At 35.7% G+C, this 23305-nt stretch carries 25 protein-coding genes and 2 tRNA genes; 22 read left to right on the plus strand and 5 right to left on the minus strand.

Going from position 1 to position 23305, the window contains the following annotated elements; all coding sequences use genetic code 11:
* Position 1: 1 nt before the first annotated feature.
* Both DN393_RS14715 and DN393_RS14720 read left to right on the plus strand, forming a co-directional pair.
* A complete protein-coding gene (locus tag DN393_RS14715) occupies positions 2–1222 on the plus strand; it encodes an ABC transporter permease (RefSeq protein ID WP_064474664.1) in 1221 nt (406 codons plus the stop codon).
* Positions 1223–1340: 118 nt separating this feature from the next.
* Positions 1341–1772 carry an Rrf2 family transcriptional regulator gene (locus DN393_RS14720; RefSeq protein ID WP_000512998.1) on the plus strand — a complete coding sequence of 144 codons (432 nt, stop codon included), beginning with the start codon at positions 1341–1343 and terminating at the stop codon, positions 1770–1772.
* 59 nt (positions 1773–1831) lie between these two features.
* On the opposite strand, the gene DN393_RS14725 is transcribed toward DN393_RS14720, so the two are convergent.
* Both DN393_RS14725 and DN393_RS14730 read right to left on the minus strand, forming a co-directional pair.
* The gene (locus tag DN393_RS14725) at positions 1832–2497 is read right to left on the minus strand and encodes an MIP/aquaporin family protein (protein ID WP_000913204.1); all 666 of its coding nucleotides are present in this window, start codon (positions 2495–2497) and stop codon (positions 1832–1834) included.
* 143 nt (positions 2498–2640) lie between these two features.
* Positions 2641–3606 carry a DMT family transporter gene (locus DN393_RS14730; RefSeq protein ID WP_064474665.1) on the minus strand — a complete coding sequence of 322 codons (966 nt, stop codon included), beginning with the start codon at positions 3604–3606 and terminating at the stop codon, positions 2641–2643.
* Between the two features lie 100 nt (positions 3607–3706).
* Here DN393_RS14730 and DN393_RS14735 point away from each other — a divergent pair, with 100 nt between their 5' ends.
* Positions 3707–4279, plus strand: a complete 573-nt coding sequence (locus tag DN393_RS14735) for a helix-turn-helix domain-containing protein (protein ID WP_064474666.1) — start codon at positions 3707–3709, stop codon at positions 4277–4279.
* Positions 4280–4350: 71 nt separating this feature from the next.
* Here DN393_RS14735 and DN393_RS14740 read toward each other — a convergent pair whose 3' ends face one another.
* Positions 4351–4536 (minus strand): PspC domain-containing protein, encoded by a 186-nt coding sequence (locus DN393_RS14740; RefSeq protein WP_000044335.1) that lies wholly within the window; start codon positions 4534–4536, stop codon positions 4351–4353.
* 280 nt (positions 4537–4816) lie between these two features.
* Here DN393_RS14740 and DN393_RS14745 point away from each other — a divergent pair, with 280 nt between their 5' ends.
* The 6 genes from DN393_RS14745 to DN393_RS14770 all read left to right on the plus strand — a co-directional run bounded on the left by DN393_RS14745 (position 4817) and on the right by DN393_RS14770 (position 9931).
* Complete coding sequence (locus DN393_RS14745) at positions 4817–6058, plus strand: amidohydrolase family protein (RefSeq protein ID WP_098101645.1); 1242 nt, start codon at positions 4817–4819, stop codon at positions 6056–6058.
* A 98-nt stretch (positions 6059–6156) separates the two neighbouring features.
* Positions 6157–7452, plus strand: a complete 1296-nt coding sequence (locus DN393_RS14750) for a purine/pyrimidine permease (protein WP_098111484.1) — start codon at positions 6157–6159, stop codon at positions 7450–7452.
* A 165-nt stretch (positions 7453–7617) separates the two neighbouring features.
* The gene (gene gerE, locus DN393_RS14755; RefSeq protein WP_000659484.1) at positions 7618–7842 is read left to right on the plus strand and encodes a spore germination transcription factor GerE; all 225 of its coding nucleotides are present in this window, start codon (positions 7618–7620) and stop codon (positions 7840–7842) included.
* Positions 7843–8028: 186 nt separating this feature from the next.
* Positions 8029–8316 (plus strand): hypothetical protein, encoded by a 288-nt coding sequence (locus DN393_RS14760; protein ID WP_098654349.1) that lies wholly within the window; start codon positions 8029–8031, stop codon positions 8314–8316.
* 156 nt (positions 8317–8472) lie between these two features.
* Positions 8473–9135: a type 1 glutamine amidotransferase domain-containing protein gene (locus DN393_RS14765; protein WP_103655591.1), complete on the plus strand. Its 663-nt coding sequence runs from the start codon at positions 8473–8475 to the stop codon at positions 9133–9135.
* Positions 9136–9292: 157 nt separating this feature from the next.
* The gene (locus tag DN393_RS14770) at positions 9293–9931 is read left to right on the plus strand and encodes a TetR/AcrR family transcriptional regulator (RefSeq protein WP_149173649.1); all 639 of its coding nucleotides are present in this window, start codon (positions 9293–9295) and stop codon (positions 9929–9931) included.
* 43 nt (positions 9932–9974) lie between these two features.
* On the opposite strand, the gene DN393_RS14775 is transcribed toward DN393_RS14770, so the two are convergent.
* Positions 9975–10664 (minus strand): type 1 glutamine amidotransferase domain-containing protein, encoded by a 690-nt coding sequence (locus tag DN393_RS14775; RefSeq protein ID WP_098111518.1) that lies wholly within the window; start codon positions 10662–10664, stop codon positions 9975–9977.
* A 370-nt stretch (positions 10665–11034) separates the two neighbouring features.
* On the opposite strand from DN393_RS14775, the gene DN393_RS14780 reads away from it, so the two are divergent.
* The 9 genes from DN393_RS14780 (at position 11035) to DN393_RS14820 (ending at position 17482) form a co-directional block, all read left to right on the plus strand.
* A complete protein-coding gene (locus DN393_RS14780) occupies positions 11035–12360 on the plus strand; it encodes an MFS transporter (RefSeq protein WP_149173650.1) in 1326 nt (441 codons plus the stop codon).
* A 209-nt stretch (positions 12361–12569) separates the two neighbouring features.
* Positions 12570–13379 (plus strand): glutamate racemase, encoded by an 810-nt coding sequence (gene racE, locus DN393_RS14785; protein WP_000774000.1) that lies wholly within the window; start codon positions 12570–12572, stop codon positions 13377–13379.
* 181 nt (positions 13380–13560) lie between these two features.
* Positions 13561–14610 carry a spore germination protein GerM gene (gene gerM, locus DN393_RS14790; protein WP_149173651.1) on the plus strand — a complete coding sequence of 350 codons (1050 nt, stop codon included), beginning with the start codon at positions 13561–13563 and terminating at the stop codon, positions 14608–14610.
* 128 nt (positions 14611–14738) lie between these two features.
* Positions 14739–15476, plus strand: coding sequence for a ribonuclease PH (gene rph / locus DN393_RS14795; RefSeq protein WP_001261774.1), 738 nt, complete (start codon positions 14739–14741; stop codon positions 15474–15476).
* 11 nt (positions 15477–15487) lie between these two features.
* Entirely contained in the window at positions 15488–16096 is a 609-nt protein-coding gene (locus DN393_RS14800; RefSeq protein WP_046956272.1) for an XTP/dITP diphosphatase, read from the plus strand.
* Positions 16097–16109: 13 nt separating this feature from the next.
* Positions 16110–16613 carry a metallophosphoesterase gene (locus tag DN393_RS14805; RefSeq protein ID WP_064474675.1) on the plus strand — a complete coding sequence of 168 codons (504 nt, stop codon included), beginning with the start codon at positions 16110–16112 and terminating at the stop codon, positions 16611–16613.
* 109 nt (positions 16614–16722) lie between these two features.
* Positions 16723–16796, plus strand: a tRNA-Gly gene (locus DN393_RS14810).
* Position 16797: 1 nt separating this feature from the next.
* Positions 16798–16871: transfer RNA gene (locus tag DN393_RS14815), tRNA-Arg, on the plus strand.
* Positions 16872–17281: 410 nt separating this feature from the next.
* Entirely contained in the window at positions 17282–17482 is a 201-nt protein-coding gene (locus DN393_RS14820; protein ID WP_000124457.1) for a hypothetical protein, read from the plus strand.
* 94 nt (positions 17483–17576) lie between these two features.
* Here DN393_RS14820 and DN393_RS14825 read toward each other — a convergent pair whose 3' ends face one another.
* Positions 17577–18191 carry a PH domain-containing protein gene (locus tag DN393_RS14825; RefSeq protein ID WP_000473874.1) on the minus strand — a complete coding sequence of 205 codons (615 nt, stop codon included), beginning with the start codon at positions 18189–18191 and terminating at the stop codon, positions 17577–17579.
* A gap of 519 nt (positions 18192–18710) precedes the next feature.
* Between DN393_RS14825 and DN393_RS14830 the strand changes: the two genes are divergently transcribed.
* The 4 genes from DN393_RS14830 to clpX all read left to right on the plus strand — a co-directional run bounded on the left by DN393_RS14830 (position 18711) and on the right by clpX (position 23266).
* Positions 18711–18959, plus strand: a complete 249-nt coding sequence (locus tag DN393_RS14830; protein WP_001973787.1) for a hypothetical protein — start codon at positions 18711–18713, stop codon at positions 18957–18959.
* Positions 18960–19156: 197 nt separating this feature from the next.
* The gene (locus DN393_RS14835) at positions 19157–20155 is read left to right on the plus strand and encodes a hypothetical protein (RefSeq protein ID WP_088048061.1); all 999 of its coding nucleotides are present in this window, start codon (positions 19157–19159) and stop codon (positions 20153–20155) included.
* A 309-nt stretch (positions 20156–20464) separates the two neighbouring features.
* The gene (gene tig, locus DN393_RS14840; protein ID WP_064474678.1) at positions 20465–21742 is read left to right on the plus strand and encodes a trigger factor; all 1278 of its coding nucleotides are present in this window, start codon (positions 20465–20467) and stop codon (positions 21740–21742) included.
* 264 nt (positions 21743–22006) lie between these two features.
* Positions 22007–23266, plus strand: a complete 1260-nt coding sequence (clpX, locus tag DN393_RS14845; protein WP_000472283.1) for an ATP-dependent protease ATP-binding subunit ClpX — start codon at positions 22007–22009, stop codon at positions 23264–23266.
* Positions 23267–23305 lie beyond the last annotated feature (39 nt).

The following is a 23305-nucleotide window of genomic DNA, read 5'->3' on the forward strand; positions in this document are numbered from 1 at the left end:
GATGCGTAAATTTTCTCACGTATTTTCATTTTATTTTAGGGAAGCGTTTTTATCTAAAAAATCATTAATTACGAGTGCGATTTTATTTTTAGTTGTGTTTGGACTTTTCGCATTTAATCATTTCACTGCTGATAACGATAAAGGAAAAGATAAATTTGCGGTAGTAACTGAAAGCGATACTTATAAAGTACAAGAAAGTGATATAACAAAGTTACTTCCGTCTGCTAAAGTAACTGTAGAAAATAAGGATAAATTTAATGAGCTACGTAAGCAAGTGGAAGATGGGGATTTAGATGGCTTATTCCGTATTACAGAAAAGAATGGTATTCCAGAAGTGACGTATATGTATAGTGGTTTTCCGAGCCAATCAACAGCTACACTTATGGCAAGTTATTTAAAGGAACAGTATACAGCGGTAATGATTGAAAAAAATAATGTATCTGCAGAAGTAGCCAAACAGTTACAGATGGAAATTCCGTTAAAGCAAGAGGCAGTAAAGGATCATGCATCTTCCTTTGGAATTGGTTATGTTTTCTCGTTTGCCTTATATATGTTTATTATTGTGTTTGGAACTGCAATTGGAACGACGATAGCATCTGAAAAATCATCTCGTGTTATGGAGTTAATGCTTCCGAAAGTAAAACCATTAACAATGCTACATGCCAAAATTTTAGCAATTGTTTCTAGTGCTTTACTATTACTAGTTATTGCTTCCTTCGGTTTTCTTGTACCATATTTATTAGGTTGGGTAGATTTAGAAAACGCATCTTTAATAGGACTTACACTAGACTTTTCTAAATTGGATGCGGTAGTAATTAGTATGTTCGTTGTATATTTTGTAACGGGTTACTTACTATATGCGATGTTATATGCAGCGGTTGGTGCTGTTGTATCAAAAATTGAGGATGTACAGTCTCTTTCGTTCCCAATTACAATGTTAGGGATAGCAGCATTTTTCATTAGTATTAAATCATTATTTGATCCTAATAGTACATTAGCTGTAGTTAGTTCATATATTCCATTCTTTACACCTATGGTTACATTTTCAAGACTTGTAGCTGGTGAAGCTGGGGCTGTAGAAATTGGTGTGACGTTAGTAATTTTATTGGTGACTATCGTTATCATCAATATGCTTGCAAGCCGCATTTACGTAAACGGCGTAATGAATTACTCAGATAAAGTGAAATTTAAAGATTTAGCGAAATTTATAAAGCGTCAATAATGAGAGAAAAGTATGATTTCCTATTGAAATCATGCTTTTTCTTTATGTATAAATTAAAAATAGTATATAATAATAAGAGTCGTCTTTTAATAGAATGAATACAAAGGAGGGTGTGCAGATGGGGATTAGTAGTCGGTTTACAGTAGGTGTTCATATGCTGACATTACTTGCGATAGATCGAAACTCTCGCTGTACCTCTGAATGGATTGCTGGTAGTGTGAATACAAATCCAGTTGTGATTCGTCGCATTACAGGAATGTTGAAGAGAGCAGGACTTGTTGATGTACAAGCTGGTAAAGGTGGTACGACACTTGCTCGTGATTTAGAAGAAATTACATTACTTGATGTATATAAAGCAGTGGAAGTTGTAGAAGAAGGGCAACTATTTTCCTTCCATGAAAATCCCAACATTGAATGTCCAGTAGGAGCTAATATTCAATCAGTATTAGAAATTATTTTAATGCAAGCGCAAGAAGCGATGGAAAACGTACTTGCAAATGTAACAGTAGATCAATTAGTTACAAACTTAAAGTCTAAAATGAAAGAGTAAAAAAGCGAGCAACCTCATAATGAGGGCTCGCCTTTTTTTAGTCAGAAATATTGAAAATTCTATTTTTCAGTATTTAAAATAAATTTACCAACAATAGCTGCTACGATACCACCAAGAATTGGTGCAACGATGAATACCCATAGTTGAGAAAGTGCTTCTCCGCCAGCGAATAAAGCTGGTGCGATACTACGAGCTGGGTTAACAGAAGTTCCAGTTAACGGAATACCTAATAAGTGAACTAAAACTAATGTGAAACCAATTACTAATCCTGCTAGAGAAGAACTTCCTTTTTTACCTGTTACAGCAACGATAACTAAAATGAATACGAAAGTTAAAATAAATTCAACTAGAAATGCTCCAGATAAACCAAGAGTTCCAAAACCATTTTGTCCTAAATTATCTAAAGGTGTTTTAGCAGAGCGTAAAATCGTTACTAACGTTGCAGTTCCTAATAAACCACCTAAAATTTGAGCTAATACATAATAACAAAGTTCCATAGCGTTCATTCTTTTGTTGATGAACATTGCTACTGATACTGCTGGGTTAATGTGACATCCAGAAATTGTCCCGATGCTATATGCCATAGCCACAATAGATAGACCGAAAGCCATAGCGATTCCTAATGTTCCAATTCCTTCAATTCCGCCGCCAATGACAGCTACTCCAGTTCCGAATAATACAAGTACAAATGTACCAATAAATTCAGCGATTGCTTTTTTTAACATAATTTACCTCCTAATATTGCGCATGAAACGTATTATAACATAGGTTTTAGTATAAACAGCTAATGAAATACTATTCTGATAAGGCGAAATAGGAGGACAATAAAAAAAGAGTATAGTTCTTTGTTAGAGAACTATACTCTTTTTTATGCAGTTTTTTTCTGCTTAACGACTGGAGCAGAACGGTTTAAAACGCTATTTGCAACCATTCCTAACATAATAATAATCATTCCAAGTAGGGAAAGACCACCAGGAAATGAACCATTCAAGAAAACAATTTCGCCAAGCACGGTAAAGACCATCGTTCCAGCTTGCGTTGCTTCAACAGCTCCAAGTAGAGCGAAGTTATCTTTGGCTAAGTCAGTAGCAAAGAAAAATGTCATCGTTGCAATTACACCAGAACATAATGCTAATAAAAATCCTTGCAACATTTGGCTGGATGTTGGAATACCAGTAGTAGAAAATCCGTATATACCAAGTAAAATTGTTATAGGTAGACTTCCTATTGCCATTCCTAATACACGTTGGAACGTATCAAGACGTCCACCAACAAGTTCCATCATTTTTCGGTTGCCGAATGGATATAAGAAGGCTGCTACTACGACAGGTAAAAAACCTGAAATGAACTGAGTCATTGTAATATGACCTGCTGCAGTTGCTTGCATACAAATTACACCAAGTAAAATAAATAATGCGACATATAAACTACGAAGTGGAATTTTTCCGCGTACAAGTTTTGTGCCTGATTTCGTTTCTATTTTAACGAAGAATAACGGTGATAAAAGTAGCCCTGCTAATATAGTAACTTGCCAAGTTCCAGCAACGAGCCAAGCTGGAGAAAAGACAGCTGCGAAACTTAATAAAGAATAGAAACCAATACCAGCAACAGACCCCCATCCAATCCACGCTAATGGATGTTTCTTTAATTCTTCCCATAAACCTCTTAAGTTTTTGCGAAATAAAACGATAAGGAATAAAATAGGGAGAGCAAATAAAAAACGGAAGGAAGCTGTCCAGGCCCAGCTCGTTCCAGATACATTCATCGCTCGATTAATAATAAAGGTTGCGGAAAAAAAGGCTGATGATAAAAGGCCTAATAAAATTGCGCGCATGAAGTATAGCACTCCTTTCGGGATTTGATGATTATGTATATTATAATATACTTAAAAATAATAAAAGTAAACTATTTTATACTTTAAGGTGGTTTTATAGATGAAAGAATATGAAGATATGCAAACGAAAGAAGTCATTCAGCAAGTAGGTCAGCTGTTAAGACAAATTCGAAATGAACAAAAATTAAGTTTAGAAGAATTAGCTCAAAAAACAGGAGTTAGTAAATTAACATTAGGAAAGATTGAAAGAGGCGAAACGAATCCAACGTTAGCTGTCATTTGGAAAATAACGAAAGGGTTATCGATTCCTTTATCGAGATTGATGGTTGTTGGAGAACCTGTAGCTGTGGCGCGCTGTGGAGAAGGATTTGCAGTAGATGTAGGACAAGCATGGCACTTAGAAACGATGTTCCGTTATACGAAAGAAACGGGGATGGAAATGCACCGTGCTTGTTTAAGGTCGAATAGTATATATGAACCAGAAGCTCATCATGAAGGTGCTATTGAGCTTGTAACGGTAATGAAAGGGAAAGTATGGATTCAAGTAGAAAGCGATGTATACGAATTAAATGAGTTTGACTCTATTCAATTTGAAGCGAATAAGAAACATAGTTATAGAAATGAAGAAGATGAAGTAGCAGTATTACATTTAACGATGAAATATTCTTCATGAAAAAATTCCCTATAGAAAAATCTATAGGGGGATTTTTTGTACGCTATGCTCAAATATATGAAAAAATGTTATTAGTAAGAGCGTGGCATAAGTAATAAACAAATAAAATAAACTAAAAACCCCGTCCCAAAACATAAAATAGCAATGACCCAAAGTATGCGAATGAGAGTAGAGCTAATATCAAAATATTCCCCTAAACCACCGCATATACCAAATAGCATTTTATCAGTTTCGGATTTACATAATCTTTTTGACATCTTCCAATCCACTCCTTTTTATCCCGCTTTAACTGCCCGTTAAAGCCCGATTGGTTCAACTAATGATCAGTGGGGGATGAACAAAACCCCCACTAATCAAAGTTTTACTTTATAGCAAACTATATACTTCTATTCTATATGGAAATTTATGAGAACACTATGAGGTTGTATGACATTTTTTTTAGGGAACAGTCGTATTAATTGTCTTAATTTTCAGTTGATATTACAATTATAGTAAGGGATATAAGGTAACTTTTAATAAAGGGTGGGGGAAATAGAGATGACAGTATATTGGTTGACTAATGTAATGCTTGAATCGGGGTATACATATGAAGAGGGAAGAATTTCCCGAACAGAAACAGAGTTATGTAGTTTACTCATTGAAGACGGACGAATTAAAAAAATGATAGCGGGGGCTGTTCAAGAGGAAGAGGTACTAATTCTTGATGCTAATCGTTTATTGATTTTGCCTGCTTTCGAAGAGATGCATATTCATATTGATAAGACGTATTATAGTGGCCCTTGGAAAGCATGTATGCCAGCAGAGAATATTTTCACACGTTTTCATGAAGAAGAAAAAATTTTGCCGAAGCAATTAGCAACTGCTCAAGATAGGGCAGAAAATATGTTAGCGTTATTGCTTCGAAATGGTGCAACGAATATAAGAACGCATTGTAATGTTGATCCGATTATTGGACTTGGTAATTTGGAGGCGACGTTAGCGGCGTTGGAAACATATAAAAATCAGGTTTCTGGTAGAATTGTTGCTTTTCCGCAACATGGATTATTGCGCAGCAATTCTGTGCAACTTGTGAAAGATGCGATGCGTATGGGTGCGCATCTAGTCGGTGGAGTGGATCCAGCTACAGTGGATAATGATATTGAAAAATCATTACATACCATTATGGATATTGCAGTAGAATTTAATGCGGATGTTGATATTCATCTGCATGATGCGAATAATCTTGGGACGTTTACGATGAAGCGATTGGCAAGTTTAACAGAAGAAGCGGGATGGCAAGGTCGCGTAACAATTAGTCATGCGCTTGGACTTGGTGGTGTTACGGATAAAGAAGTTGAAGAAGTGGCGGAAAGACTAGCTGCTTTAAACATTGATATTACTTCAACGGTGCCAATTGGGAAACAAGTAATCCCAATTCCGTTATTAGATAAAAAAGGTGTGAAAGTTTCATTAGGAAATGATAGTATTACTGATCATTGGTCACCGTTTGGCACAGGTGATATGCTGCAAAAGGCAAATCGATTAGCGGAACGTTTTGGCTGGAGTGACGAAAGGTCTTTAGGAAAAGCCCTTCGCTTTATTACGGGAGGAAAAGAAACGTTAAACAATGAAGGGAAGCGAGCATGGCCGAATGTAGGAGATGAAGCGAGTTTTGTTTTGACGAATGCAACATGTACTGCTGAAGCGGTAGCGCGTCAAACAGAGAAACGTTTAGTCGTGCATAAAGGGAATATTGTTGTTGGTAGTTTAAATGAGGTGGAATTAAATAATCTTGTGTAAAAGAATCGTTTGAATGTTTAGAGGAGGGTTCTAATTGTGAGTGTAGAACCCTTCTTTGTTATGCTTGCAATATATTTCTTATAGGGAAGCTAGAAAGGATGAAAAATTTGGACAATCAACATAACCAAAATCATATTATGGGAACTTTGCAATGGTTTATATTTTTATTAGCGAATTCGATCGCACTACCAATTGTCGTTGGCGGATTATTTCATCTTACGACGGAAGAAATATTTTATTTAATGCAGCGTACGTTTTTTGTAGTTGGTATATCTTCTTTTTTACAAGGGTGGTTTGGACATAGACTACCAATTGCGGATGGCCCAGCTGGATCTTGGGTTGGCGTATTTACCGTACTTGCTTACGCAACTGTCGGACAAGATCAATTACATAGTACGTTGCAAATTTTAGAATTAGGAATGATAATTTCCGGTGTTATTTTAATAGGATTAGGAGTAACTGGTTTTATCGGACGTATTTTATTTTTATTTACGCCACTTGTGACAGGAACATTTTTACTTTTATTATGTTTACAATTAAGCGGTGTATTTCTAAAAGGGATGCTAGGAATTACTGCTACTGTTTCTCAAATCGATGGATTTACAGCGATAATTGCGTTTAGCATATTTCTTTTCGTTATTATACTATCTAACTTCGGAAAAGGTTTTGTCAAAAGTTATGCGGTTTTAATAGGATTAATTAGTGGGTGGATTCTTTTTCTAATTGCAGGAAAAGTGACGATTCCAGCTCAAGTAACTCATTTTGTGCAACTTCCGCAAATACTTGCTTGGGGACTTCCAAAGTGGAATACAGGTATGGCTGTATCGAGTTTCGTTATGGTATGTATTTTAGTTTCAAATACAGTGGCAGCGATTATAGCAATTAATCAAGCTACTATCCAAAAAGGGACTATTGAACAGAAACAGTTGAAGGATGGTACGTGGGTTGGAGGGATTTCACATATCATTTCTTCTGTATTTTCAACTGTAGGTGTCGTGCCATTACCAGCGACGGCGGGATTTATACGTTTAACGAAACAAAAGTATATACGATCATTCTTACTAGCATGTATGTTACTAGTCGTAATGTCACTGTTTCCAAGTATTATTCGTTACTTAGCATCGTTGCCATCCGCTGTCGCATCTGCGGTTTTAATGGCTTCGTTCGTACAGCTAATTGGAATTGGATTTCATAATATAAAACAAGTGCCAATGAACGAAAGGAATGTAACGGTTTTAGGAGTTGCTGTATTATTTGGAAGCGGTGTTATGTTTTTACCGTCTGGAGCACTCCAATCCTTACCGTCTGTTATGCAATATATATTCGGGAATGGTTTGTTCGTAGGTACAGTTTTCAGTATATTACTAGAACAAATATGGCGTACTGAAAAGTGAGTGGATACAAAGAGTGTGCGAACTGTATAAAAGTCTAAAATAACATGTGAAATAAAGCCCATTTTCATTCACCACCCGCACATTTCGTTCATACAATATCTTGACTAAATAAACACCCAACTTACACATACACGGCTCTGGCTTAAGCAAGGAGGGTTATACCAGTTGAAGGAAAAAGCGTATCAATCTAAACCGTTACTCACAAAGAGAGAGAGAGAAGTATTTGAATTACTGGTTCAAGATAAAACAACGAAAGAAATTGCAGGTGAACTTTTTATCAGTGAAAAAACAGTGCGCAACCACATCTCAAACGCAATGCAAAAGCTAGGAGTTAAAGGACGTTCACAAGCAGTTGTTGAGCTTCTTCGCATGGGAGAGCTCGAACTATAAAAAGAAAGCCGGCTTATATAAAGAGTCGGCTATTTTTTTTTGCTTATATTTTGAATTTAAAAAGGTATCTCAGACTTTGAGAGGGAAGGTATGTTTCAGGCAGAAATGTTAAAAATAATTGTTTTAGAACATGATGAGGTATTCAGGTTAGGTATCTTTGTCATTTATAAATAAGAAGGTGCAAATATGAAGTTGTATTTTAAGGATATGGAGATAGGTGAAATTAAAGATGTTTTTGGAGACATGCCATGGATGTATGGAACAATTCATCTATTCGAGAATAGTAAACCGTTCCAAAAATATTTTCGTGAGATGGTAGACGAAGATAGTGTATTTGATTTTGAAAGCATAGACCCTGAATTTTCATATGAAGAAAATTGGTCTATTTTTGATGAGGATGATCAGCGGTATTTAGGGATTAATATACCTGCTATTCATATGGAGGATAACACGATTGCGTGGCGTTGGAGGTAAAAGCTATCAGATTGTGAACATCTTTGTACGAAATAATTCAAACGAGAACAACAAGCAGAATTTTATACAAAAGGTCAGCTTGTTGTTCTCGTTTTTTCCGCTTGCTGTATGAATGATAAGAACACTCCATACATAAATAGGTAGTAAGGAGGGGATATGTTGAAAAGGATATTGTTAGTTTCAACAAGCGCTCATGATATGAATGGACACCCGACTGGTTTGTGGTTGGAAGAGCTTGCAGCTCCTTATAATGTATTTAAAAAAGCTAAGTTCGATGTTGATATTGTGTCGATAAAGGGCGGTAAAGTACCTATTGATAGAGTGTCTATTCCGAACGGGATACCTCGTGAATTTAAGCATGTTGCTTCTTTATTGCAAAATACGAATCCGATCTCAACGGTTCATTTTTCGGATTATGATGCGGTTTTATTTGGTGGTGGGCACGGGGCAATTGTAGATTTTCCAGGTAATCCATATGTTGCAAATTTAATTGTGAATATGTACAACAATAATCGGATTGTAGCGGCTGTTTGTCATGGAGTAAGTTCTTTAGTCGGTGTGAAAAATAAGGACGGATCGTTTTTTAGTGCGGGTAAGCATATAACAGGTTATACGAATGATGAGGAAAAAGCTGTGCATTTAGAAAAGCGAGTGCCGTTTTTATTAGAAAGTAAATTGAAAGAAGAAGGGGCTTTGTTTTATGTTGCTCCAAATTTCACACCGCATGTAGTAGTGGATGGACATTTAATTACAGGGCAAAACCCGCAGTCTAGTATGGGAATAGGGAAAGCTATAAGAAGAGCTGTCAATAAATTATAGAAAAGGTACTCGCTACTCATAAAGGTAGGGGGCATTTTTTTCTGTAGTGTAAATGACCCCTTAAACTAAAAAGCTCCATTGAGTATAATGACTTCATTTATAATTAATCGTGAATTTGCTATACTATTTTGTATGGACAAAAGGGGAGGCTCTTTTAATGAGAAAAGTTGCGTGTGCAAATACTTATATTAATAAAATAAAGCCCGTTATTAGAAAAACGAGTTTTAGCCAATTGAAAATAGATGAAATTGCGAAATATATGGATATTAGTAAAGCTACTTTATATAAACGTTTTTCTTCAAAAGATGAGATTATTGAAACTGTGGTAGAAGATTTTATGAACTACCTTCTTGAAGGAGATGCGGATAATCAAGATGAAAGTATGTCTTTTGCAGAACGTTTCCAAAAGACGTTTATCCATTCTTTAAAGTGTGTGACATATATTTCTGATGTCTTTTTACAAGATTTGAAAGAGGCATATCCGCACTTATCTGATCGGTTAGTTGCTGCACAACAAAATCGTAATCATAATTTGCAAATGTTTTTTGAAGCGGGTATGGAACAAGGCTACTTTAATAAAATGAACGCACAATTATTTATGGTGCAAGATGATGTGATGTTAAGACGTATTATAGATCATTCTTTTTGTATTCAGTACGATATTACGTTAAAGAAAGCGATACTTGATTTTTATCAACTAAAGAAGTACCAACTTTTTAAACCAGAGTATATAGAAGCAATTGATGATTCGGAAATTGAAAAAGAAGTTATTGCTATTTTGCAAATGATTTCGTAAAAAAGCAGGTTTTCCTATAGTAATGGAAAACCTGCTTTTTTTATTACATGTTATTTTTTATGTGTTGTAATACTAATTCAGCTACTGGACCACCTGAAGCTGGGTTTTGACCAGTTATAACACGATTATCTTCTACAGCGTAAGCTTCCCAAGGTTGCGCGGCTTTTTCGTAAAGCCCTCCATTTTTAATGAGTTCATCTTCTGTTAAAAATGGAACGAATTGATCCAATTCAACTAGTTTTTCTTCTTCATTTGAGAATCCTGTTACTTTTTTGCCACTAATTAAGCGTTCCCCATTATTTAATGTGATATGAAATAAACCAGCAGCTCCGTGACAAACAGAGGAGACGATTCCGCCATTTTCATAAATGTTGCGGCTAATCATTTGAAGTTCTTTATTTTCTGGGAAGTCCCAAATTACACCGTGACCGCCTGCGTAATAAATCGCAGCGTAGTCTGCTGGATTCACTTCACTCGGTTTCATTGTAGAACCGAGACGATTCATAAATTCTTTCTTTTGATACCATTCCCAATCGACGCTCTCCGCCATTGCTAAACTATGCGGATCAATCGGTGTATAGCCGCCTTGTGGGCTGACATAATCTACTTCGTAACCAGCGTCTTCTACTTTTTTAACGAAATGGACAGCTTCACCGAGCCAAAGCCCAGTCGCTCTATTTAAATTTGGATATTTTTCTACGCTCGTTAATACAACTAACATTTTTTTCTTCATCATAATCCTCCTGTAATGTTTCTTCTATATAAAAATTCTTTATTTACTTGATTTTATTAAGTTAGAAATTGCAAATTTGAATAACCATGTCAGTCCTCCTTATATCGGATTCGAAATTAGTGTATAATAATTTTTGAACAAAGTAAACTAAAAACACTAAATTAGTTCACTTTGTATGTTTTTCGTTGACAAAGTGTAATGCTGAAACTATGATAGTTCCATGAATATCGAACAACGTACATGTTTCGTTTCGAATTCAGTTTGTCGCGCGATACATGTATACATTTGATGAAGTTGTTTAATAGTGATAGCAGAGCTAAACAACTTTATTTTTCATTTAGAATTATTACAATCAGGAGAGGTGTTACACATGGGGAAAGTTATAAGCAACCATTCAAAATGGTTTGTTTTCACATTATGTTTTATCGTTTTATTAGGACCGATGAATGCGGTGTTATTTAATGTAGCTTTAGAGGATATTGCGAATGATTTATCCATTAGCCAATCGAAAGTAAGTTGGGTTGTAGTAGGGTATTCGTTAGTTGTCGGTATTGGTTCGATGATCTACGGGAAGTTGGCTGATCGTTATAGTGTAAAAAAACTATTAATTATTTCAATTATCATATTTGTAGCGGGTTCTATTATTGGATTTATGAATCAATCTTATGCGATTACCATTCTTGCAAGATTAGTGCAGGCAAGTGGGGGCGCGGCGTTTATTGCGCTTAGTATGATTGCAGTGGCAAAATTAGTTGTTCCTGATAAGAAGCCTGGTGCGTTAGCGATGATTAGTTCTTCTATTGCATTAGCAATAGGTGTTGGTCCTTTAGTTGGCGGGGCTATTACAAATACATTGGGGTGGCCATATTTATTTTTATTTATGGTTATTTCAGTAGTTGGGATTTTCTTGCTTATGAAATTTATGCCAGAAGAGGCGCAGCATACGGATGGAGCGTTTCATTTTGATTACATTGGAGCGGTGTTATTATTTGCGTTCATTACGACTGTTTTATTAGGTGTAAATATTAATAGTTGGCTATTTATGTTATCGGTAGCTTTCTTATTTTTATTCACGGTTCGTATGAAGAACGCGGAGCATCCATTTATTGATATTGAGTTGTTTACAAATAAACCATTTCTTCGTTTAATAGCGGTCGGATTTATAATGAATGTGGCGCTATGTGCTAGTTTATTATTATTACCATTGCTGTTAGGTAGAGAGCACGGATTGTCTCCATTTGTTATCGGAATTGTTTTGTTTGTTGCATCACTTTTTGGTATTGTATCTAGTTTTATTACTGGAAAGATTGTCCCTTCGTTTGGAAATGTGAATATGATTTATGTAGCGTCTGTCATTATGATCGTTGGCTTTTTAATTTTAGGGATTATTCCAAACGGGAACATAGTCGTTATTGTGTTGGCGATTATTTTAACGTTTATGAGTTATTCAGCCATTCAAGTATCAGTAAACACATTTATACCGAAAACATTACATCCAGCTAAAGTTGGAGTCGGTCTTGGTTTATATAATTTAATTAACTTTTTCGGTATGGCATTTGGACCAGCTGTAGCAAGCAAAATTATGGAATCTACAAATAGTTATCGTTTGAATTTTATTTTAATCGTCATTTTAATCTCTGCTCATTTCTTCTTATTAATAGGAATGTCTTCTTTCCAAAAAAAGATGGAGCGATAAATATGTACTTTATATAGAAGAAACCGACTTTCATATAGAAGGTCGGTTATTTTTCTGTCTTGCAAATTATGAAAAAAAGGAGCAAAATAAAAAAGTCCTAGTCTATACAGGTACAAATGAAAATTTTCATACAGAAGCAGTTTAAGTGAGCGAACTTAAAGTGTGTAAAATATAATGATAAAATAAGATGATGAATGAGAAAACGGGTGATGAAGTTGAATAGAGCAATCGGTGTTATCGATTCAGGAGTTGGTGGTTTAACAGTAGCGAAGGAATTAATTCGTCAGTTGCCGAAAGAGCGCATTATATATTTAGGGGATACAGCACGTTGCCCTTATGGTCCACGTTCTCGAGAAGAAGTGCGTCAATTTACGTGGGAAATGACGGAGCATTTACTAGATTTAAATATCAAAATGTTAGTTATTGCGTGTAATACAGCAACTGCGGTTGTATTAGAAGAGATGCAGAAACAATTACCAATTCCAGTGGTAGGAGTTATTCACCCAGGATCACGTACAGCTTTAAAAGTGACAAACACGTATCATGTTGGGATTATTGGAACGATTGGAACGGTGAAAAGTGGTGCATACGAAGAAGCGCTAAAGTCTATTAATAACCGTGTTATGGTAGAAAGTTTAGCGTGTCCGCCTTTCGTTGAGCTTGTAGAGAGTGGAAATTTTGAAAGTGAAATGGCGTATGAAGTTGTACGAGAAACGTTGCAACCGCTGAAAAATACTGATATTGATACACTTATTTTAGGTTGTACACATTATCCAATTTTAGGTCCTGTTATTAAAAAAGTAATGGGAGATAAAGTACAACTAATTAGTTCAGGTGATGAAACAGCGCGCGAAGTAAGTACAATTTTATACCATAGTAAAATGTTGAATGAGGGAGAGGAACAAAGTGATCATCTCTTCTTAACGACAGGAAAAATAGGCCTATTTAAAGAAATTGCATCAAAATGGTTCGGTCAACCGATTGAAAATGTGAAACATATTCATTTAGAAAAAGAATAATAGTAGAATCCATATAAGTGAGCTCCTGAGAAATCGGGAGTTTTTTGTTTATCCCGCTATTTGCCGGGTAGTAAGACCACCATTGATTAAAGTTTCACTTTATAAGAAGTATAGCTAGTTCTAAATCATGAAACAGCTCGTATACATAATAGTACAAACTTAGATTTTAGGGGGGAATGGCATGCCTAAATCCACTTTTAAATGGGTTGTTGGTGCTACTGTGAGCGCTGTTTTACTAACAGGGTGTGGCTTTATAAGTCAGGAGAAAGCAACGGAACAAATTGATCCGCCAAAACAAGTTACGTATACAGAGGGTGGAAAGAAAGAAGTAGCTAAGAAAGATAAGCAAGGACAAACGGTGAATAGAGAACTATACCTTGTTGATAAAAATGGTTATGTTGTACCGCAAACGTTAGCTATACCTACTCCGAAAGCGAATGAGGTCATTCAGCAAACGTTAGAGTACCTTGTGAAAGATGGACCGGTAACGAATTTATTACCGAATGGGTTCCGTGCAGTCATTCCAGCGAATACATCGATGACCTTAAATTTGAAAAAAGATGGGACGGCAGTCATTGATTTTTCTAAAGAAATGAAAAACTATGCAAAAGAAGAAGAGCGTCAAATGGTTGAGTCAATAGCGTGGACGTTGACGCAATTTAAAGAAATAAAACAAGTGCAGTTCCAAATAAATGGTGAGAAATTGGCGAAGATGCCTGTTGGTGGTACACCGCTTGGTGAAGGGGTGAGCCGTGCTAATGGTATCAACTTCGATGATGAACAAGTAGCGGATGTAACAAATACAAAACCAGTTACACTTTATTTTATGGCACAAAATAATAATAAACAGCAATACTACGTGCCAGTAACACGCCGCGTTGTAGAAGGGAAAGAAAGTGATTATGCAGCAATTATAGATGAACTTGTAAAAGGACCGATTCATCAATCGCTTCTGAATGATTTTAATCCAGGAGTTAAGTTGATTACGAATCCGAAGTTACAAGATGGAAATCTTACATTAAACTTTAATGAAAATATATTTATAAACCCAGATAAAAATATGGTTTCAAATTACGTATTGAAGTCGTTAGTTTTATCTTTAACAGAAAAGAAAGGCGTGAAAAGTGTTTCTATTGAAGTAAATGGTAAAGCGAATCTTATAGATGAAAAGGGCGGAAAGTTAATAAAACCTGTCGATCGTCCAGGAAACGTGAATACAGGTAGTTTTTAATCTTCAATAATTTGATATACTTAAGTAAGAAAGGGGAATTGCTTTTTGGGTTCCTCTTCTTTTATTGTATACATATCATACATTTAAATTTGGCTATACTAACAAGTAGTTATGAGGAGGTTATTTTTATGCGAGTAGATGGTAGAGAGAAAACAGAATTACGCCATATACATATTCATACGAATTATTTAAAAAATCCAGAGGGATCAGTATTAATTGAGGTTGGGGATACAAAGGTAATTTGCTCAGCGACAATTGAAGAGCGTGTCCCACCGTTTATGCGTGGAGAAGGAAAGGGCTGGGTAACAGCTGAATATGCGATGATTCCACGTGCAACAGAACAACGTACAATTAGGGAATCAAGTAAAGGGAAAGTAACAGGACGTACAATGGAAATCCAGCGCTTAATTGGACGAGCTTTACGTGCGGTAGTTGACTTAGAAGCACTTGGTGAGAGAACGGTTTGGATTGATTGTGATGTTATTCAAGCGGATGGTGGAACGAGAACTGCTTCTATTACAGGTGCATATGTAGCAATGGTATTAGCGTTTGAGAAGTTATTACAAGCAGAAAAAGTATCTAAAATTCCAGTAAAAGATTATTTAGCAGCAACGTCAGTAGGGATTGTTGAAGAGCAAGGTGTTGTTTTAGATTTAAACTACGTAGAAGATTCTAAAGCAGACGTTGATATGAACGTGATTATGACTGGAAAAGGCCAGTTTGTTGAAGTGCAAGGAACTGGAGAAGAAGCGACGTTTAGCAGAGCGCAGTTAAATGAATTGCTTGATGCTGCGGAACAAGGCATCTTCCAACTGATTGACATGCAAAAAGAAGCGTTAGGTGACATCGTATCTCATATAGAGTAGAGGTGGAAAGTATGAAACAAGTTGTTGTAGCGACAAAAAATATGGGGAAAGTACGTGAATTTGCTGAGTTATTTGAGCGATTTGATTTAGAAGTAAAATCATTACACGATTTTCCTCATATTGAAGAAGTCGAAGAAACTGGTGAAACATTTGAAGAAAATGCGATCTTAAAAGCGGATAGTCTGAGTAGACAGCTGAATGCGATCGTAATCGCGGATGATTCAGGTCTTATTGTAGATGCTTTAAATGGAAAACCGGGCGTGTATTCAGCTCGTTTTGCTGGAGAGCCGAAAGATGATCAAGCGAATATTGATAAAGTGTTACAAGAATTAAATGACATAGCGTTTGAAAAGCGTAAAGCTCGTTTCTACTGTGCATTAGCAGTGGCTTTCCCTGAAGGTGATAAAAAGCCTGTCATTGTAAACGGGACGTGCGAAGGGTATATTTTAGAGCAGCGCCGCGGGGAAAACGGCTTTGGATATGATCCGATTTTTTATGTGGAAGAATATAAAAAAGCGATGGCGGAACTAAGTTCAGATGAGAAAAATGCCATTAGCCACCGTGGACGTGCTCTTCGTAAGTTAGAAGAAAAAATCCCTGAATGGTTTTTAGGAGAATAAGGGAGAGAGATTGATGAAAGCTTTAATCGTAAGCGATAGTCATAGCTCCGTGAAGGAATTACAGCAGTTGAAAGAGAAATATGAAGGAAAAGTAGATATCATGATTCATTGCGGTGATTCAGAGCTAACGCCTGCTCATGAAGAGCTGCAAGGTTTCCATGTTGTAAAAGGGAACTGTGATTATGCTAACTTTCAAGACGAAATTGTAACTGATGTAGATGGCATTCGTTTCGTAGTTGTGCACGGACATCGTCATAACGTGAAAATGACATTACAAACATTAGCGTACCATGCAGAAGAGGTAGGGGCGCAAGTTGCATGCTTCGGACACTCTCACGTATTAGGTGCAGAATTAATCGACGGCGTATTATTTATTAATCCAGGCAGTATTTTATTGCCACGTCAGCGTGTAGAAAAGACATTTGCTTTATTAGAAATGGATGAAAATCAAATGGAAGTTCGTTTTGAAACATTAGACGGACAACTAGTTGAACAAGCAGTTTTTAAAAGAGGATAAGAAAAATTATCCTCTTTTAAAAAAGGTGTTGACTTTATGTATGGTTATACATATAATAAATATTGTCGATAGGGCAACAGCGCTAACGAAGAAAAATAAAATAACATATGCGGGTGTAGTTTAGTGGTAAAACAAGAGCCTTCCAAGCTCTGGTCGAGAGTTCGATTCTCTTCACCCGCTCCATGTCCCAGTAGCTCAGCCGGATAGAGCATACGCCTTCTAAGCGTACGGTCGGGAGTTCGAATCTCTCCTGGGACGCTAAAAAAACCTTGTTATCTTTTGATAACAAGGTTTTTTGTTTGTTTAAAAATTGATGTATGTGCAAGAGGTGTAAAATATAACGTAATATATGATAATTATTATATATTACAGATTGAAGTACATTAAGAAAAGAGCGCCGTTTATGCGCCCTGTTCCTCATATTTAATTTAAAGAATCGATAGGCTTATGATGGAACTTAAATCCATATCCATATTCTCCTAATTATTCACTTAGAATGTTATAAAACTTTTTACCATTCTAGTACGATTGAGCAGCTGTTATCGGAACTTATCCACGACAGTGTGTTACAATTAATAGAAGCGGAAAACGAGAATCTCCAATTGACTGGACGTGTGATTGGTTGGACAGTTTAAGAAGGTTGTATAAAAAAGGGAGATGGCGCAAAGATGGCGAGATCAAATGAGAATGATTTAACGGAGAAATTGGCAGAAGGTCACCGGAAATATGGTGATGGCAACTTTACAGTACAGAACATCGGTGATGAAACTAACCCAGATTGGACTGTCATAAAAAATGTGAGGAAGGGATCGGCAGGCATTCGTGAAGGAGAAGATATATTAAGACTGCGATCAAAATATATAAAATAGTACAGAAATGAGCGGAGTGGGAGTTCAACTCTCTCCTGGGACGCTAAAAAAACCTTGTTATCTTTTGATAACAAGGTTTTTTGTTTGTTTTAAATTAGTTATTAATAAATTTGTCAAAGACAAAACCATAATCTTTCACGTTATATTGTTTCTTCGTATCAACGAGCCAGTTAAAGGCGATCTCGTTCATTTCTTTAAATTGTTCTGCTAAATTTACTTGTGCGTTTGAAATACGGCTGAAAGCGTTAGATGCCATATCTAGACTTTTATGTGCATACTGCAATGTAATGTCGTTGTCGTATGAAATTTCTTCTATTTTAAGTAAAGCCTTATATAAATCTTTTAATTCTTCGATATGTTTTTTATGAACATCAATTGAATAATGCTCATCTCCCATTTGAAACTTAATTTCTACATCTAAATCAATTGTTCCCGCAGTTTCAAGTGCTACATTTTTAATTTGATATTTACTATAGCTAAAGCGGCGTAGTGTACGTTTTTTACTTGTTGCGCTTGTACCATCTAGGTGAAGTAATCCTTTGTTTGTGAAACAATATTCATCTGATTTTGATTTGATTAGAAAATAAATTTTCTCCCCATCTTCATGCATCACGTAATCATCAGCGTCAACTTTATCGTAATCTTTCGGTGTGATGACAGAACCAACATCGCTTAGTCCTAATACATCTGCAGCCATTTTCTTAAACATATATAATCCCCCCTTGTAAATTAAATTCTAAATTGTATAAAAATATATTAACATGATTTCAATAAAGTGTTTTCTTATAATTGAAAATTTTTAAAGGTAAGTTAAGAAAAGTAACGAATAATTATTTCAACTCTAAGTTATTTAGTAAATCTATCAGTTTAAGAGTGGATTCTCCGAAAAAAATCAAGAGAAAAAAGTTAATCTTGTAAGTAATTATAGAGAAATTCCGTGAAAACCTCTCAAGTAATATGAGGTTTTTTTCTATCCATTTTGAAATCTTACAATTCTGTAAGGTAACTGTAAGGAAGTTCGATGGTAACAAATTGCTAATCCTCTATAATGAAGGTAACAACGATAAAACGAGGAGGAAGAAATGATGAAAGGGTTAATCGTAACGGGTTTAACAGTTGCTTTTGGATTTGTAGCGTATGAGAAATTAACGTATGTAGTTGATGTTGTAAAACATTTAATCGCTTAGTAAAAAAACTGCCATGAGAGGGAAAGGGAATGAGTGAATGAATGGAATGGTTATTTGGAATTATAGGTACTTGTAGTGTAGTGTTATTGTTCTTTGTCCCGAGTGGTATACTTAGTTCGACAACGAGTTTGTTCTTTTTAAGTTTGTTTGCTTGTACGATGCTTATTATTATGTTTTTAATGAAGCGAAGTAAACCAATCTTCTATTGTAGCATGATTGTTATGGCAATTATTGTTCTCCAAATTATTACCCTTGTTATATACCCCACTATTATAAAAGCTTTCCATTAATGATGAATCCTCTGCTTTAATTGCTGAGGATTTTTATTTGCACATTTTTAATTTTCGGTAAGGATTTGTTTATATTCAAATATAAAAATTAAATATTTCCATATTTCAAACAAAGGGTTTTGGGATGTTGTGTTCTTATTACTCATTTGATATATTTACTTTAAAGATAATTAAAATCTAGAAAAAGAGGCGGACGTATGGATAAAAAAGAAAATACGGTCGTATTGTTTCCACAACTATCAGAGCGATATATTGATGAAGGTTTTTTAGCGCTGAAAGAGCGGAAATTCGAAGATGCATTGCGCTGCTTTGAAATATTACGTCAGTATAATGCAGAAACGGAACAAACGGAACTCGCTTCTGTTATTTGTTTGTTAGAATTAAAACATATGGAAGAAGCGAAAGACAAATGTGAACAGTTACTTGAAACAGGAGCTGTATTATTTGGTGATATTCTTGAAACATATGTGACGATTTTAGTTCAAACAAATGATTATGAAGGTGTCATTGAAATCGTTGAAAAGGTTTTGCAAACGAAAGATGTAATGCCTGAGCAAAAGGAAAAATTAGCACAGCTCGCTTTATTTGCAGAAGGTATGTTAAGTGAAGTAGATACGTCACTAGTCGATTCGAATTTTGAATTGGATGAGTTTACTAATGAAATGTTTGGAGAAAACTTTGGACAAAAGCTAAGAGCGATTCAGCAACTTTCGTTAAAAGACTTGGATCTTGCATTACCTATTTTAAAGAAAGTTTTAATAGACGAAAAACAGCACCCTTATTTGAAAACTTCTATTTTATATAAAATGATAGAAAATCAAATAGAAGAAGAGGTAGAAGTGGAAAAGTTTGGGAATACGATCAAGGTGATTCCAGCATTTACAGGTCATAATGAGGAGCAATCCGATAACATTATACATACATTATCAAGCCGATTAGAGCAAAATTATCCCGATATATTTGATGCAATGGTTACATATTGGAAAGAATTGCGAATTAGCGTTTTCCCATTCGCTCTATTAATGGATAAAGTGGAGATTTGGGCTGCTGTTTTAGAGAGAATTGGAAGAAAACGTTTCGGATTGACTATTGATGAAGAAGAGCTTATGACAGCGTATAATATTGAATTAGAAGAGTTTCATATTGCCTATCAATGGTTATTACGTGTTGAAAGAGAAGGATATTTGCCCGTATAATTATGAAAAAGAATCGTTCGGTTCTTGAAACGAGCATATTCTATGTTATAATGTAAGGGTTGCAAAAGGCAGAAATCTGCCTGTTTGTAAGAGAAGAGAAGTGTAATTCTCTTACTTAATATGTTTCATATTATTCTCGAACAAAATATACCGTAGTTGTCTTTTAGACAATTAGTAGATTGGAACATTATATCTGAAAGCTTTTGCTAGAGGATTATTTGTACTTTTGTTATTTCAAAAAAGAGATAATGAAGATTTTAATCTATAGAGGTATGTGCATACATTATTATAGTTGGAGGGAAAGAATAAATGGCTACAAAATGGGAAAAATTAGAAGGTAACGTAGGCGTTTTAACAATCGAAGTTGATGCTAAAGAAGTAAACAACTCTATCGACGCTGCGTTCAAAAAAGTAGTACAAACAATCAACGTACCAGGTTTCCGTAAAGGAAAAATGCCTCGTCCGTTATTCGAACAACGCTTTGGTATCGAATCTTTATATCAAGATGCTATAGATATCATCTTACCAAAAGCATACGGTGAAGCGATTGATGAAGCTGGTATCTTCCCAGTTGATCATCCTGAAATCAACATCGAGAAGTTCGAAAAAAATGCTAACCTTATCTTCACTGCAAAAGTTACAGTGAAACCTGAAGTTAAATTAGGTGAGTACAAAGGTTTAGCAGTAGAAAAAGTTGAAACAACTGTAACTGACGAAGATGTAGAGAACGAATTAAAATCTTTACAAGAGCGTCAAGCTGAACTAGTTGTTAAAGAAGAAGGAACTGTTGAAAACGGTGATACAGCTGTAATCGACTTCGAAGGTTTCGTTGATGGCGAAGCATTTGAAGGCGGAAAAGGCGAAAACTATTCTCTTGCAATCGGTTCTGGTACTTTCATCCCTGGTTTCGAAGAGCAAGTAATTGGTCTTAAATCTGGTGATTCTAAAGAAGTTGAAGTTTCATTCCCAGAAGAGTACCACGCTGCTGAATTAGCTGGTAAACCAGCTACATTCAAAGTAACAATTCACGAAATCAAAACAAAAGAACTTCCTGAGTTAAACGACGAGTTCGCTAAAGAAGCTGACGAAGAAGTTGCAACTCTTGATGAATTAAAAACAAAACTTCGTACAAACTTAGAAGAAGGCAAAAAGCACGAAGCTGAGCACAAAGTACGTGACGAAGTAGTAGAATTAGCTGCTGCTAACGCTGAAATCGAGATTCCAGAAGCTATGATCGACACTGAGTTAGATCGTATGGTTCGTGAATTCGAGCAACGTTTAAGCCAACAAGGTATGAACCTTGAGCTTTACTACCAATTCACAGGTACTGACGCTGACAAGTTAAAAGAGCAAATGAAAGAAGACGCTCAAAAACGCGTAAGAATCAACCTTGTTCTTGAAGCTATCATTGAAGCTGAAAACATCGAAGTTACTGAAGAAGAAGTAACTGCAGAAGTTGAAAAAATGGCTGAAATGTACGGTATGCCAGTAGACGCTATCAAGCAAGCTCTTGGAAGCGTAGACGCTTTATCTGAAGACCTTAAAGTGCGTAAAGCTGTAGACTTCTTAGTAGACAACGCTGCATAATAAAATAACAAGGCGCGATTTTAATCGTGCCTTGTTTTATAAATATAGAAATATATTTATAAAACTTTTCGATGAAGGAGGAAAACTTCCTTTACAAGTCGAATATACATATTTCAAAAGTTTTAAAATTTTTTTATTTGTACATAACTAGTCATATTATTTGTATTTCTCGCCACGTAGTGACATAATATGTATTTACATACGATACATTTATCGTGTACATACGAAGGCAAGAGGTTAGCACTTTGTAAGGGGTGTGAAAATATGTTTAAATTTAATGATGAAAAAGGTCAATTAAAATGTTCTTTCTGTGGTAAAACACAAACGCAAGTTCGAAAGTTAGTTGCAGGTCCAGGTGTTTACATTTGTGACGAGTGTATCGAACTTTGTACTGAAATTGTACAAGAGGAGCTTGCGAAGGACGAAGAAGTAGAATTCAAAGATGTACCGAAACCGGTAGAAATTCGTGAAATCTTAGATGAGTATGTCATCGGACAAGATAACGCGAAAAAAGCACTAGCGGTAGCGGTATATAACCATTACAAACGCATTAATTCTAACAGTAAAATTGATGATGTAGAATTAGCGAAGAGTAATATTTCACTTATTGGGCCAACTGGTAGTGGTAAAACATTATTGGCACAAACATTAGCGCGTATTTTAAATGTTCCATTTGCGATCGCGGACGCAACATCTTTAACAGAAGCTGGATATGTAGGGGAAGATGTAGAAAACATCTTACTAAAATTAATCCAAGCAGCTGATTATGATGTAGAGAAAGCGGAAAAAGGAATCATTTATATTGATGAGATTGATAAAGTGGCACGTAAGTCCGAAAATCCATCAATTACACGTGATGTATCTGGTGAAGGCGTACAGCAGGCACTTCTGAAAATTTTAGAAGGTACTGTAGCGAGCGTTCCACCTCAAGGTGGTCGTAAGCATCCGCATCAAGAGTTCATTCAAATTGATACAACGAATATCCTATTCATTTGTGGTGGAGCGTTTGATGGCATTGAGCCAATTATTAAACGTCGCCTTGGTGAGAAAGTAATTGGATTTGGTGCTGAGAAGAAAAATGCTGATGTAAATGAGAAGCATGTTTTATCTCACGTTTTACCAGAGGATCTTTTAAGATTCGGTTTAATTCCGGAGTTTATCGGTCGTCTTCCAGTTATTGCGAACCTAGAGCCGCTTGATGAAGATGCTCTTGTAGATATTTTAACGAAACCAAAAAATGCACTTGTTAAGCAATTCCAAAAACTATTGGAGCTTGACGATGTTGAGTTAGAGTTTGAAGAAGGTGCACTAATTGAAATTGCGAAAAAAGCAATTGAACGTAAAACAGGTGCTCGTGGACTTCGTTCTATTATTGAAGGCTTAATGCTTGATGTAATGTTCGAACTTCCATCTCGCAAAGATATCGAGAAGTGTATTCTGACGAAAGAAACAGTAGCTGATAATGAACCACCGAAATTGGTGTTACAAGACGGTACTGTACTTGATACAAAAACATCTGCATAGTGCGAAGAAGAAACAGCAATTTTTATAATTGCTGTTTTT

Source organism: Bacillus sp. BPN334, assembly GCF_008368885.1.
Taxonomy (GTDB): Bacteria; Bacillota; Bacilli; order Bacillales; family Bacillaceae_G; genus Bacillus_A; species Bacillus_A wiedmannii.

Bases quoted from the DNA above. Each gene is read 5' to 3' on its own strand.
- DN393_RS14715 (WP_064474664.1), top strand. From the start codon at position 2: ATGCGTAAATTTTCTCACGTATTTTCATTTTATTTTAGGGAAGCGTTT.
- DN393_RS14720 (WP_000512998.1), top strand. From the start codon at position 1,341: ATGGGGATTAGTAGTCGGTTTACAGTAGGTGTTCATATGCTGACATTA.
- DN393_RS14725 (WP_000913204.1), bottom strand. From the start codon at position 2,497: ATGTTAAAAAAAGCAATCGCTGAATTTATTGGTACATTTGTACTTGTA.
- DN393_RS14730 (WP_064474665.1), bottom strand. From the start codon at position 3,606: ATGCGCGCAATTTTATTAGGCCTTTTATCATCAGCCTTTTTTTCCGCA.
- DN393_RS14735 (WP_064474666.1), top strand. From the start codon at position 3,707: ATGAAAGAATATGAAGATATGCAAACGAAAGAAGTCATTCAGCAAGTA.
- DN393_RS14740 (WP_000044335.1), bottom strand. From the start codon at position 4,536: ATGTCAAAAAGATTATGTAAATCCGAAACTGATAAAATGCTATTTGGT.
- DN393_RS14745 (WP_098101645.1), top strand. From the start codon at position 4,817: ATGACAGTATATTGGTTGACTAATGTAATGCTTGAATCGGGGTATACA.
- DN393_RS14750 (WP_098111484.1), top strand. From the start codon at position 6,157: ATGAAAAATTTGGACAATCAACATAACCAAAATCATATTATGGGAACT.
- DN393_RS14760 (WP_098654349.1), top strand. From the start codon at position 8,029: ATGAAGTTGTATTTTAAGGATATGGAGATAGGTGAAATTAAAGATGTT.
- DN393_RS14765 (WP_103655591.1), top strand. From the start codon at position 8,473: ATGTTGAAAAGGATATTGTTAGTTTCAACAAGCGCTCATGATATGAAT.
- DN393_RS14770 (WP_149173649.1), top strand. From the start codon at position 9,293: ATGAGAAAAGTTGCGTGTGCAAATACTTATATTAATAAAATAAAGCCC.
- DN393_RS14775 (WP_098111518.1), bottom strand. From the start codon at position 10,664: ATGAAGAAAAAAATGTTAGTTGTATTAACGAGCGTAGAAAAATATCCA.
- DN393_RS14780 (WP_149173650.1), top strand. From the start codon at position 11,035: ATGGGGAAAGTTATAAGCAACCATTCAAAATGGTTTGTTTTCACATTA.
- racE (WP_000774000.1), top strand. From the start codon at position 12,570: ATGAAGTTGAATAGAGCAATCGGTGTTATCGATTCAGGAGTTGGTGGT.
- gerM (WP_149173651.1), top strand. From the start codon at position 13,561: ATGCCTAAATCCACTTTTAAATGGGTTGTTGGTGCTACTGTGAGCGCT.
- rph (WP_001261774.1), top strand. From the start codon at position 14,739: ATGCGAGTAGATGGTAGAGAGAAAACAGAATTACGCCATATACATATT.
- DN393_RS14800 (WP_046956272.1), top strand. From the start codon at position 15,488: ATGAAACAAGTTGTTGTAGCGACAAAAAATATGGGGAAAGTACGTGAA.
- DN393_RS14805 (WP_064474675.1), top strand. From the start codon at position 16,110: ATGAAAGCTTTAATCGTAAGCGATAGTCATAGCTCCGTGAAGGAATTA.
- DN393_RS14820 (WP_000124457.1), top strand. From the start codon at position 17,282: ATGGCGAGATCAAATGAGAATGATTTAACGGAGAAATTGGCAGAAGGT.
- DN393_RS14825 (WP_000473874.1), bottom strand. From the start codon at position 18,191: ATGTTTAAGAAAATGGCTGCAGATGTATTAGGACTAAGCGATGTTGGT.
- DN393_RS14830 (WP_001973787.1), top strand. From the start codon at position 18,711: ATGGAATGGTTATTTGGAATTATAGGTACTTGTAGTGTAGTGTTATTG.
- DN393_RS14835 (WP_088048061.1), top strand. From the start codon at position 19,157: ATGGATAAAAAAGAAAATACGGTCGTATTGTTTCCACAACTATCAGAG.
- tig (WP_064474678.1), top strand. From the start codon at position 20,465: ATGGCTACAAAATGGGAAAAATTAGAAGGTAACGTAGGCGTTTTAACA.
- clpX (WP_000472283.1), top strand. From the start codon at position 22,007: ATGTTTAAATTTAATGATGAAAAAGGTCAATTAAAATGTTCTTTCTGT.